We start from the raw sequence: 11,511 nt of genomic DNA on the forward strand, positions 1-11,511 counted from the left end.
GTGTGGAGGGTGTCGCTGTGGGTGTTGGTCGGCGGGGCGCCGGCGGGCCGGGGCCCCGGGGGCGCGCGCGGGCCGGCGCCCGGGCCCGGGCCCCCCCCCACGACGGCGACCACGTGGTCGCGTACACGGATCGCGGCAGCCACCATGCGGACGCCGCGGTGGTCGCGGTGGCTCCCGCGCTGGCCGGGCGGATTGCCCACCGGCCGCCGCTGCCGGCGCTGCGGGACGGGCTGACCCAGCGGATGCCGATGGGATCGACGCTGAAGGTGCACGCGATCTACCCGGAGCCGTTCTGGCGCGCCGAGGGCCTTTCCGGGGTCGCCACCGCCGCGGAGGGGCCGGTGACGGAGACGGTGGACAACGGCACGCCCGGCTTCCCGCGCGGCGTGCTGACCGCGTTCGCGTACGGCAGCCAGGCGCGCGAGCTACGCCAGATGTCACCAGGCCAGCGGCGGTCAGCCCTGCTGGACGCCCTGGTGCTGATGGTCGGCCCGTCCGCGGCGCACCCTGACGAACTGGTCGAGTACGACTGGTCGGCGGACGAGTGGACCCGGGGCTGCTTCTGCGGGGCACTGACCCCCGGCTCGTGGGCCGCCTACGGGCCCCAGCTACGCCGACCGGTCGGCCGGGTGCACTGGGCGGGCACGGAAACCGCCACCCGCTGGGCGGGTTACCTGGAGGGCGCCGTGCTGGCCGGCGAGCGGGCCGCCGGCGAGGTGCTGGACACCCAGAACCGCCGGAAGCGCGATTCGCACACGCGATCTCCCGCTGACGCAACGCCGCAAGCGGGCTGCGCGACGACGTACCGAGGATGGGGGAGGGACAAGCGCATGCCGCAGCATCCTGGCGTTGCGGAGCCGCCGAGCGTCCGGCGCACCGAACTTCAGCGGCACGCGGCCTCCGTACCGGGCCGGTTGATCGTGCAGACGCTGTTCGAGATACCGGTCGGGCTGGCGTCGGGCCGACACAAGCACCCGGGTGAGGAGGTGGGATTCCTGATCCGCGGCACGGTCGCCATGGAGTTCGACGACCGGCCCACCCTCACCATTCAAGCCGGGCAGCCCTTTCTCATCCCGCCGGGGGTCATCCACAACGCCCGGAACATCACGCCGGATGTCACCACCATGATGCTGTCGACGTATGTCGTCGACGAGAATGAGCCGCTGGTGGCCCAGTGCCACTGATCAGGACGAAGGTCCTGAACGGAAGGCAGCCGACCCCCGGCTGACGGAGTGCCCGCGTCGGCAGGCGATGATCGTGGGATGGGTATCCCAGGCTCGCTGCGCGAATCTCTGCACGACCCCGCGTTCTGGGCGCGGTACACCTTCGCCACGGAGGACGGCCCCGGCGCCGATCGGCTCGGTGCCCTTGAAGAGCTGCTCGACCAGGACGACGTCGATGATGACGACGAGGATGACGAGCGGAGCAAGCCACTCAACGTCACCTTCGACGTCGGCGGCGGCCACCTCATCCTGCTCGACGTCAACACCCGGCTCGACTCGTACGAGCTGGGCATCACCGGGCCCGGTGCCGTCGAGTGGGCCGGGCTGGGCTGGGACGACCTGGCGCACTGGCACCCGTACGCGCTGCGCTGGTCGGAGCTCGATCTGATCTGCCGGGCGATCGCCGTACGGGATCCGCTGCTGTCGCACCCCGGGGTGCCGATGGCCCTGCTGTGCCGGTTCGCCGCGGTCTTCGACGACGACGACATAGACGCCGCCGCTGCCGCCGTGGACGCGGCATACGTCGCCCTGCGGCCGCACGGCTGGGACGGCTACTGGCCCACGGGCACGGACTGGCTCGAACGCGCCGACTTCCGCGGCCAGAAAGTGGTCTGGCACCGCGACGAAGAAGGCAACCTGTGGGCCGAACAGGACGACGACCGCGACGCCGACTTCTACAGCACCCGGGTCACACCGCCGGCGCCGGCCGACGAGCATTTTCCGCATGCCCGGCTCAGGAAGCTGCTGGTCGCCGCCGCGACCACGGTAGCGACCGGATCACGCCCCTGACCCCTGACACCAGCTTCTGCGAAGGTGCTTCGGGTAGGACGGCGGACTGGGGTCGACGGCGGGCACCCGGCCGCCGACCGCGCCTGGCACGACAAACCGAGTGCGACCGTCGACCGGGCTCGTGTTGACTTTGCCGGTGGATCGTCAACGGCTCAGCAGCATCGCGCACTCGCACCACCCGATCGCGGCCCCGATCTCCGGTGTCAACCTCAACCGACTCCTGCGCCGAGCAGACCGCCAACCAGCGGCTCGTGTCCTCGACCTCGGCTGCGGAGAGGGTGCCTGGGCGCTGCAGGCCCTCGCGCACTACCCCGACGGGCACGCGGACGGCGTAGATCTCAGCCCGTACGCCCTCGAACGCGCCGCCACGGCCGCCGCTGAACGCGGCCTCGCCGACCGGCTCACCCTGCACGAGCGCGACGCCCGGACGTACGTGCCGGACGGCGATTACGACCTGGTGCTGTGCGTCGGGTCGACACACGCGTTCGGCGGCTTCGGCGAGACGCTGGAACTGGCCGGTCGGCACGTGAATGCCGACGGCGTCCTGATGGTCGGGGAGGGATTCTGGCAGGTCCCGCCGGCTCCGGAGGCACTCTCAGCGCTCGATGCGAACCCCGAGGAGTTCACCGACCTCGCCGGCCTCGTCGACACTGCCGAGCAGGCCGGCTGGACGCCGGTGTATGCCCACGTCAGCGACGCCGCAGAGTGGGACGACTACGAATGGTCGTGGATCGGCTCGCTCACCGAGTGGGCGCTGGACAACCCGGGCCACCCGGACACCGCCGAGGCGCTCACCGTCGCCCGGGAGCACCGCGACCAGTGGCTGCGCGGCTACCGCAACGTTCTGGGCTTCGTGACGCTGGTACTACGCCGAACCTGATCGTGGTCAGCCGTCGCGCCGCTGGTCAGATTCGCGAGCGGAACGGGGCGAGGGTGGCGCGGATCTGCTCGCCCGCGCCCCAGTCGTCGTCGAACTGGGCCAGTACGGCGAGGTGCTGCCGCAGCTGCACAATCGGCATGCGCGCCCGCCAGCCGCTGTCGAGCGCGGTCAGCTCCGCATAGACCGCGAAGAACCGGTGCGCCTCCGGTGGGGGCGAGGTGGACCACACATGGGCGAGGTCGACCTCGGCCCACATGTAGGACACGGCCGGGTCGATCAGCGCCGGCTGCCCGTCCGGGGCGGCCAGCACGTTCTGAGCCCACAGGTCGCCGTGCGTCAGGCATGCCGGCCGGTCCGGCAGCAGGTCGGGCAGCCGGTCACACAGCCGCTCCAGCGCCGCCCGGTCCCCGGCGTCGAGTGCCGCCTCGACACGCGGCTCCCCGAGCCACCGAAGCAGCCGGTGCTGTGCGAAGAAGGCGAAGCCGTCGTCATCCCAGGTGTTGACCTGCCGGCGGCGGCCCAGCCAGTTGTCGCGGTGCCAGCCGAAGCGAGGACTGGTCGTGCCCATGTGCAGGCGGGCGAGCGCGTGCGCGAACCGCTCCCAGAAGGTCTCGCTGCCTGGCCGCGGCCGCAGCACCGACAACACCAGCAGGTCCCGGTCCGCCAGGATCACCTCGGGTGTCGCCACGCCGCCGAGCTCGCGCAGGGCGGCCAACCCTTCGGCCTCCGCGACGAACACGTCGTCGGCCGGCGCGTCGGCGAAGGCCTTGACGAACACCGACGTCGCGTCTCGGCGGGTGGCGATGCCCGCGAGCGCCGCGAGCCCACCCGTCGCCGGCTCCACCGCGACCACATCGCGCATCCCGGCCCGGGACAGACGCTCCAGCAGGAACGTCGTTGACCGCATCAATGGCTCCTTCTGTCCCGGATGCCTGTTCGCAAGATCTTACGTGAGGAACACTCGGCCACGCGTACACGATCAACCTTCGGCCCGGGGCCAGAGGTCCCACCAAGCCGCCGACACGGGACGCCCGGAGGTCCAGCCAGTGGGGCGCGGGTCAGGCGCTACCCGGGGCGGGTGGGGGCACTATCGTTCGGACGTGCACATCCGTTTCGACGTCCCAGCGGACCCCGCCTACCCAGGCCGCGTGGCGGCCGCGCTCAGCAGGGTTCGGCTGCGCCGGTACGGTCAGGTCGGGGCGGTGCTGACGGCGGTCGGGGCGATCGGTTTCGTCGTCTCGCGGGGTTTCGCGTGGGGCGACCGGGTGTCGTCCCTGTGCATGGCGATGGTCGTGGCCGGCGTGCTGTCGATGCTGTACTCGCCGTGGGTGCGGTGGCGCGCCCGGCGCCGCTCCAGTGGGTACGCGGTCGAGGGCGCCTACGACATCACCGACGACAACATCATGATGCGCAGTGGTTCCGAGTCGGGCGGCATCGCCTGGGACGGGGTCGCGCGGGTGGGGGAGACCCCGGAGTTCTGGATCGTGTACGTCGGCCGGATGCCGGCGACCGTGATCCCACGGCGCTTGATGTCCGCCGAGGACGCCGAGACGTTGCGGGCCTACCTGGCCAGACGGGGGCTGCTCCAGTCTTAATGAATCCCGTGAACGAGCGAGGTCTCCGAGGTATCGGACACCTGCGGCCCGGGTGGGTGCGGACATGCCGCGGAGACGGCGGGCCACCCGGACGTGCCCGTCGGCACCGGCGGGAACTGTCCAGTTCGCCGTAGCCGCGGCGGCTCGGGTAGCGGCCGGCGGTCGGCGTGGTGAATGGTGAGTGGATGGATCGCGCGTTCGTACTCGTCCATAGCCTGCTGCTGGGTCCTCTGACGTGGGCTCCTGTAGCGGCGCGGCTGGCGGCCGGGGGCGCGGTGGCGGTGGTGCCGTCGTTGGTTGACGTGACCGAGGTCGACGACCCGCCGTTCTGGCCGCTCGTTGCCGCCAAGGTCAACGACGCTGTCTCCCGCCTACCGCAGGACCAGCCGATCTTGCTGGTCGCGCACAGCAACGCCGGTCTGCTCGTTCCGGTCATCATGCGGGCGGCTCGCCGTCCGGTCGCCGGGTGCATATTCGTCGACGCGAGTTTGCCCTGCCCTACCGGGTCGACGCCGGCCGCGTCACCCGAGCGGCTGGACCACCTGCGCAGCAAGGTGACCGAGGGTCGGCTGCCGCAGTGGACGACGTGGTGGAACGAGGACGACGTCGCGCGGCTGTTCCCCGATCCGCAGACCAGATCGGCGGTCTCGGCTGAGCAGCCCCGCCTTCCGTTGAGCTACTACGAGCAGCAGATTCCCGTCCCTGGTGGCTGGGATGATCGGCCCTGCGGCTATCTGCTGTTCGGGCCGCCGTATGACCGGATGGCGCAGGAGTCCCGGGAACGTGGTTGGGACGTCGACGAGGTCCCGGGCGGGCATCTGCACCAACTCGTCGATCCGGACGCGGTGACCGCCCGCCTCGTCGCCATGACCGAAGGATGGGGCTCCTCAGCCTACTGAGCCGGCGACGCCTCATCCCGCCGAGCGCACGTCATCGCCAGAGATGCCGGGCCTTGTTCGGAGCAGATAGCTTGTCGCCGTGAGGAGTTCTGGTGACCGCGCCGGACGACACGCGGTGGACGGTGCGTGTGGCGTGGGAACCCCGCTGGCGAGCCCTCGCCCGACGCTTCGGCGGTTGGCGCCGGAAGCGAAGAAGCCCCGATGTCCGTTCCGGGGATGTGGTGGATGGCGTGGTGCAGCTCGGGGATGCGGCAACCTCAGGTTCGGGCGGGGGAGGCGACTTCGACCTCGGGGACGCGATCATCGTCCTCGTGGTGGTCTTCATCGCGGTCATCGCGGCCGCCGCGCTGTTCTGGTGGGTACTGCTTCCGTTGCTGCTGCTTGCCATCGACCTCGTCGTCGTCCTCGTGCTGCTGGTGCTGGCGGTCGTGGGGCGAGTGCTGTTCCGCCGGCCGTGGACGGTGGAGGCGACGGCGGCCAACGGCGAGACGGTCACCACGGAGGTCGTGGGGTGGCGGGCCGCCCTGCGTCGGCGCGACGAGATCGCCGAGGTGCTGCGTAGGGGCCAACGGCCCGTCGATACAGTCAGCCCGACCCGCTAGGTGGGCCGCGGGCTCGTTCACCGGCCGCGGCCGCTGCTGTTGGTCGAGACCCCAAGACCATCCATCGGTGCCCGAGTGACCTCGGTGCGGTCACCCGGGTACCGCACGTCATGCCGTCGGCCGGGCCTGGTGCAGGATCTGGGCCAGCGCCGTCGGCCGGCTGAGCATCGGCCAGTGCCACGTCGGCAGTTCCTCGTACCGCCACGAGTCGCCGGTCATGTGGTGGCACAGCGGCATGGTGGCGGCCATCTGGCGTACCTGCTCGACGGTGAAGCTCGACAGCACGCCGAGGCGGGGTAGCTTCTCCCACGCCCCGGTGAGCCGCACCGGGGTGGTGACGGTTGCCCACGGTTGGGCCACGGATCGCTCACCGAGCAGCGCGATGACCGACTCATCCACATCTGCTGCTCCGGCCGCCAGTTCGGCCCACGGTGGGGGCGGAAGCCGCCAGCCGTCGCCGTGTTCGGCGACCATCGCCGCCTGGCGTTCACGCTCCTGGGGCGGGCTGAACTCTTCGCTGGCCACGCCGTCGGGCAGCGGGCCGGTGTCGACGAAGACCAGCTGGGCGATGCGGTCGGGCATGCGGTCGGCAGCGGCGGTCGTCACGACCGCGCCGGCGTAGCTGTGCCCGACGAGGACCACGTCGTGCAGGTCCTCGTAGCGCAGCAGGTTGACCACATCGGTGACGTGGACGTCGAGATCGGTGTCCGGGCGGGCCAGGTGGGCCCGCTCGCCGAGGCCGGTCAGACTCAGCGGGTACACCTCGTGGCCGTGCCCACGCAGAGCGGCGGTGACCGGGCGCCAGGCCCACGCGCCGAGCCAGAGCCCGGGAACGAGTACGAATGTCGTCATGGACCACACGCTAGGCTGAATACCGGACACATTCCGCCCGGATTAGGAGTCAGACTGTTGGCCCGGCCCACTGCCCGCGTACTGGCTCTGCTGGAGATCCTCCAAGTCGGTGGCGGCTTCACTCTCGCCGACCTGGCGGCCCGCCTGGGAGTCGACGAGCGCACGGTCCGCCGCTACGCCGCGCACCTCGCCGACCTCGGCATCCCGGTCGAGGCGCGGCGCGGCCGCTACGGCGGGTATCGGCTCACACCCGGGTACAAGTTGCCGCCACTCATGCTCACCGACGAGGAGGCGGTCGCTGTCATGCTCGGGCTTGTCGCCGCTACCCGAACCGGGCTGGCCACCGCCGAAGGCGCGGCCGCCGAGAGCGCGACCGCGAAGATCCGCCGGGTACTGCCGGCCGTCCTCGCCCGGCGGATCGATTCGCTGCTGGCCACCGTGGACTTCACCGCACCGGTCCGTCAGCCCACCTCGCCCGGCATCGAAGTGCTGCTGGTGCTCGCGGAAGCGGCCCGACATCAGCAACCGGTCACCATCGCCTACACCACCTGGCGCGGCCGGTCCGGCGAGCGGCGACTCGACCCGTACGGGCTGGTCTTCCACGCTGGCCGGTGGTACGTCACCGGTCACGACCACGACCGCGGGGCCGTGCGGACGTTCCGGCTCGACCGGATCGGGACGGCCCGCCCCGCCCAGGGCAGGTTCGACATCCCAGCCGGCTTCGATCCCACCACTCAGGTGCTGGCCGGTCTGGCGGCCGTGCCCTACGCGCACCACATGTCCGTGGTGCTACACACCACTCTGGCCCAGGCGCAGCGACGGATCCCGCCCTCGGTCGGCACGCTTACCGAGGTGCCCGACGGAGTGCGGCTCACCGCCCGGGTCGAACGGCTGGACGGTGCCGCACAGATGCTCGCCGGGCTCGGCTGGCCGTTCACGATCGACCGACCGGACGAACTCAAGGACGAGATACGCGCCCTGGCCGCCCGGCTGCTCACCGACGCCGGGCGATGACCAGCAGCCGCGCCCGCCCGGTCATGCCGGCCGGCGCGCCGGCTACGCATCCTCCCCGACCGTCGGTCATCCGGTGCGGCGGTCAGTCGACGCTGACCCGGACCGGTACGCCATCCGGGGCCCGGACGGTCAGGATGGCGCGACCCTCGGCCACCGTCACCTCACCCCGGTCGGCGCGTACCGGTCGGTCGGTGGCGAAGACCGCGACATCCTCGGTCTGGGTCGGCCGGAGCAGCACCTCCGAGCCGTTGCGGGCCACCAGTTCGCAGCTGCTCTCGATCAGTGTGGCCGGCCCGACGCGGATCCCGGCGGGCAGCATCAGTCCGGCGCGGGCGCCGATGCGCAGCCGCCGGCCGGACAGGACCGGCTCGTCCCGGTGCCACAGGCCGAACTCGATCGCCGACGGTGCGACGTTGACCAGGTGAAGCAGCCGTTGCCCGGACCGGTCCACGGTCGAGGTGAGCAGCAGCCCGGGGTCGCCTGCGTCGTGCCGCAGCCGGGGCCGCACCCCGAGCCGGGTCAGCACCGCTCGCCAGAAGTCCAGGTGGCACGGGTAGTCCGTGGCGATCACCACGGCCCGGCCGGTGCCGGCGGTCACCTCGACGCCGCACGGCCGGCCGGAGCCGACCTCGGTGAGCAGCCGTTCACCGGGCCCGGCGAGCAGTTGGGCGTAGCCGACCCGGACCTCGGCGGGGCCGGCCGCCCAGTCGTGGCCGACCACCGACGGGAAGTAGTGTGGCCCGCCCTCCAGCCAGCCGTCCGGCCGCAGCCCGAGCGCGTCGGCCAGCAGGGTGCACGGTGTGCCGTCGTGGTCCCGGGTGGGAAGCGGTCCGTGCAGCAGCAGCCGGCCGCCGGCCCGCAGGTGGCCGACCAGCCGCTGCTGGACGTCCGAACCGAGGGTGGGGGCGGTGGCCAGCACCAGCACCGGCGGGGCGCCGCCCGGCACGTGCGCTGCGCCGTCCGGGGCCTGCAGGTCCGCCGCGGGGAACGAGTAGCCGGCGAGCAGCAGCGCCCGCGCCAGCACGTCCCGCGCGCCCATGCCGCGGAACCGTTCCAGTTCGGCGACCTGCGTCGCCCGGTTGGTGGAGGCCGGGTGGCGGTACTCGGTCAGGTAGTGGTCCCGAACGAACCCGAGGGCGAACCCGTCGTGTTCCTCGTCGCCGTCGGCGAGCAGATCGCCCACCGCGCGTACGGCGTGCAGTGCCTGCCGTGTCGCGGAGTACGTCGGGTTGAGCCGCCCGTCGGGGCCGACAGGGGCGGCGAAGCCGTGCCGCTCACCGGTGAACGCGATCCGGTCGTTGCCGTCGCCGACCGGCTCGGCCAGGGGTGGGTTGTGGCCGCCGGCGAACAGGTAGAGGTTGAGCAGCCGGTTGCCCTGCGCCACGCAGAGCCGGGTCTTCAGGTCGATCGCCTCCGGCGGGTGGAGCGTGGACAGATCCTCGCCGTAGTCACCGCTGCCGGCCTCGAACTCCAGACAGGCCAGCGGCTGGTCGCGGTCGTGCGTGGCGGCCAGGAAGGCGTTGGACACGTACAGGTCGGCGACGTTGCCGACGGTCAGATCGCCGAGGTAGTAGTCCGAGCCGGAGGTGAGCTATGGCTGCCCCCGGTACGCCTCGACCAGCTGGCTGATCCCGATCGGGAAGGTGCGGCCCCGCCGCTCGGCGGTGCCGTGGACGTTGACCAGGAACGGCACCCCCGTCACCCCGTGCCGCTCGACGCTTCGCCGCAGCGCCGCCACGTACCGGCGGTAGCGGTCCCGCATGTAGCGGCCCAGGTCGTCGTGCAGCGCCAGCGACCGCTCCTCGGCCGGGGTGCGCAGGGCGGTGGACCACGCCACCGGATCGGCCGGGTCGGCGCCGATCCGTGCCGCGGCGGTGTCCTTGCCGTACCGCTTGACGGCCCAGCGGGCCAGGTCGGCGCAGAGGCCGTCGGTGAGGTCGGGGGAGTTGGTCACCCAGGACAGCATCCCGATCTCGTTGTCGAGCTGGACCGCCACCACCGGGCCGCCACGCGGCGCGAGCCGGTCGGCGACCAGCGGCATCACCTGGGCGTACCAGGCGTCGGCCGCGGCGAGGAACTCGGGTGCCAGGTAGTCGATGGTGCGGGTGCTGATCGGCGCCCCGTCCCAGGTGGTGGGGAGCAGGTGCGGGTGCTCGTCGTACACCCGGTAGGGGATGCCCTCGTTCTTCAGCTCGGCCATGACGAACGGGCCGGGGCGGACCACGGCCCGCAGTCCGCGCTGGTGGGCGAGGTCGAGGAAGCCGGCCAGGTCGCGTTGCTCGTGGGTGTGCCCGGTCAGGTCGACCGAGCCGTCCGGCAGTTCGTGCCACAGCCACGGCACGTAGGTGGCGACGGTGTCGGCGCCGCATGCGCGGAGCTGGTCGAGCCGGTCCGCCCAGTCTGCGCGGGAGAGGCGGAAGTAGTGCACCTCACCGGCGAGCAGCAGCTCGGGCCGGCCGTCGACGAGGATCCGGCGATCTCGGAGTAGTACTTCCGGCATTTCGGGGCAGGCCTCCTCGCACGGGAGATTGTGGCCGCAAGGGTTGTGAAGTTCGTCGTCGCTGCCTATGGTTCGGCTGAAACCGGTTTCTGTAAGGCACGTTACGGATCGAGGGAGCAATGGGCAACAGCCGTATGACGGTTCGGGAGATCGCCAAGCTCGCCGGCGTCTCCGTCGCCACCGTCTCGCGGGTCTCCAACGGCACCGGCCAGGTCTCCGAGGAGATGCGCCGCCGGGTGCTGGAGGCGATCGAGAAGCACGGATACCGCCCCGACCACCTCGGCCGGGCCCTGGCCGCCGGCCGGCACGGCTCCCTCGGCCTGGTCTTCCCCGGCCTGTCCGGCCCCTACTTCACCGAGCTGATCCAGGGCTTCGAGTCCGAGGCGGTGGGGTCCGGCGCCAGCGTGCACATCCTCTGCACACACCTGCGCTCCGACTCCGACGACCAGGTGCTGGAGATGGGCCGCCGGGTGGACGGTGTCGCCGTCATGGGCGGCACCATCGCCGACGAGACCCTGCTTCAGCTCGCCACGATGGTCCCCGTCGTGGTGGTCGCCGGCGAGGGACCCGGCGACATCCCCTCGGTTCGCGCCGACAACACCGGCAGCATGCTGGCGCTCACCCGACACCTGCTCGCCGAGCACGACCTGCGCGACCTGGCCTTCGTCGGCAACCCGGCCGGCTCGCCCGACGTCAGCGAACGCTGGGCCGCCTTCCGGCAGGCGCACCACGACCTCGGCATCCAGCCACCCGCCGCGCCCGTCGCGGTCAGCATGCAGCAGGCCGACGGGCTGCTCGCCGCCGAGCAGTTGCTGGGCGGCGACGCGCCCCGACCCGGCGGGGTGGTCTGCGCCAACGACGAGATCGCCCTCGGCGTGCTGGTCGGCGCGCTCGGCCGGGGCCTGCGGGTGCCGCAGGACCTGATCATCACCGGCTTCGACGACGTGCCGGCCGCCGCCCTCGTCGCCCCCTCCCTGACCACCGTCCGGCAACCCGTACGCGAGCTCACCGCCGAGGCGGCCCGGCTGATCCTGCGTGCCGCCGAACAGCCCGACAACACCCCCGCCGGCAGTCTCGTGCTGCCCACCGAACTCGTCCTGCGCCGCAGTTGCGGCTGCACCGCGCCACCGACCTCAGGTATGGGCAGGTGAGCGGCC

At 72.0% G+C, this 11,511-nt stretch carries 12 protein-coding genes; 8 read left to right on the forward strand and 4 right to left on the reverse strand.

Annotated features, from left to right (window positions below; genetic code table 11):
- The 3 genes from ACWEVO_RS01235 to ACWEVO_RS01245 form a co-directional block, all read left to right on the forward strand.
- Positions 1-1,184: FAD-dependent oxidoreductase (locus ACWEVO_RS01235; RefSeq protein WP_452305552.1), on the forward strand; the 1,184-nt coding region annotated here is incomplete at its 5' end.
- A gap of 78 nt (positions 1,185-1,262) precedes the next feature.
- Positions 1,263-2,012 (forward strand): hypothetical protein, encoded by a 750-nt coding sequence (locus ACWEVO_RS01240; RefSeq protein ID WP_452305553.1) that lies wholly within the window; start codon positions 1,263-1,265, stop codon positions 2,010-2,012.
- Positions 2,013-2,148: 136 nt separating this feature from the next.
- On the forward strand, positions 2,149-2,892 hold the full coding sequence (locus ACWEVO_RS01245; RefSeq protein ID WP_452305554.1) for an SAM-dependent methyltransferase: 744 nt from the start codon (positions 2,149-2,151) through the stop codon (positions 2,890-2,892).
- Between the two features lie 25 nt (positions 2,893-2,917).
- Here ACWEVO_RS01245 and ACWEVO_RS01250 read toward each other — a convergent pair whose 3' ends face one another.
- The gene (locus tag ACWEVO_RS01250) at positions 2,918-3,799 is read right to left on the reverse strand and encodes a fructosamine kinase family protein (RefSeq protein ID WP_452305555.1); all 882 of its coding nucleotides are present in this window, start codon (positions 3,797-3,799) and stop codon (positions 2,918-2,920) included.
- A gap of 193 nt (positions 3,800-3,992) precedes the next feature.
- Between ACWEVO_RS01250 and ACWEVO_RS01255 the strand changes: the two genes are divergently transcribed.
- From ACWEVO_RS01255 to ACWEVO_RS01265, 3 genes are all read left to right on the forward strand, one after another.
- Positions 3,993-4,487: a YcxB family protein gene (locus tag ACWEVO_RS01255; RefSeq protein ID WP_452305556.1), complete on the forward strand. Its 495-nt coding sequence runs from the start codon at positions 3,993-3,995 to the stop codon at positions 4,485-4,487.
- A 185-nt stretch (positions 4,488-4,672) separates the two neighbouring features.
- Positions 4,673-5,386: an alpha/beta fold hydrolase gene (locus tag ACWEVO_RS01260; RefSeq protein WP_452305557.1), complete on the forward strand. Its 714-nt coding sequence runs from the start codon at positions 4,673-4,675 to the stop codon at positions 5,384-5,386.
- 230 nt (positions 5,387-5,616) lie between these two features.
- Positions 5,617-5,988 carry a hypothetical protein gene (locus ACWEVO_RS01265; RefSeq protein WP_452305558.1) on the forward strand — a complete coding sequence of 124 codons (372 nt, stop codon included), beginning with the start codon at positions 5,617-5,619 and terminating at the stop codon, positions 5,986-5,988.
- A 108-nt stretch (positions 5,989-6,096) separates the two neighbouring features.
- On the opposite strand, the gene ACWEVO_RS01270 is transcribed toward ACWEVO_RS01265, so the two are convergent.
- The gene (locus ACWEVO_RS01270) at positions 6,097-6,840 is read right to left on the reverse strand and encodes an alpha/beta fold hydrolase (protein ID WP_452305559.1); all 744 of its coding nucleotides are present in this window, start codon (positions 6,838-6,840) and stop codon (positions 6,097-6,099) included.
- A gap of 57 nt (positions 6,841-6,897) precedes the next feature.
- On the opposite strand from ACWEVO_RS01270, the gene ACWEVO_RS01275 reads away from it, so the two are divergent.
- Complete coding sequence (locus ACWEVO_RS01275; protein ID WP_452305560.1) at positions 6,898-7,854, forward strand: helix-turn-helix transcriptional regulator; 957 nt, start codon at positions 6,898-6,900, stop codon at positions 7,852-7,854.
- A gap of 82 nt (positions 7,855-7,936) precedes the next feature.
- Here ACWEVO_RS01275 and ACWEVO_RS01280 read toward each other — a convergent pair whose 3' ends face one another.
- Positions 7,937-9,382, reverse strand: coding sequence for a hypothetical protein (locus tag ACWEVO_RS01280; RefSeq protein ID WP_452305561.1), 1,446 nt, complete (start codon positions 9,380-9,382; stop codon positions 7,937-7,939).
- 63 nt (positions 9,383-9,445) lie between these two features.
- Positions 9,446-10,354, reverse strand: a complete 909-nt coding sequence (locus ACWEVO_RS01285) for a beta-galactosidase (RefSeq protein ID WP_452305562.1) — start codon at positions 10,352-10,354, stop codon at positions 9,446-9,448.
- Positions 10,355-10,473: 119 nt separating this feature from the next.
- Between ACWEVO_RS01285 and ACWEVO_RS01290 the strand changes: the two genes are divergently transcribed.
- Positions 10,474-11,505, forward strand: a complete 1,032-nt coding sequence (locus tag ACWEVO_RS01290) for a LacI family DNA-binding transcriptional regulator (protein ID WP_452305563.1) — start codon at positions 10,474-10,476, stop codon at positions 11,503-11,505.
- The last annotated feature ends 6 nt before the right edge of the window (positions 11,506-11,511 follow it).

Source organism: Micromonospora sp. NPDC003776 (genome assembly GCF_053605645.1).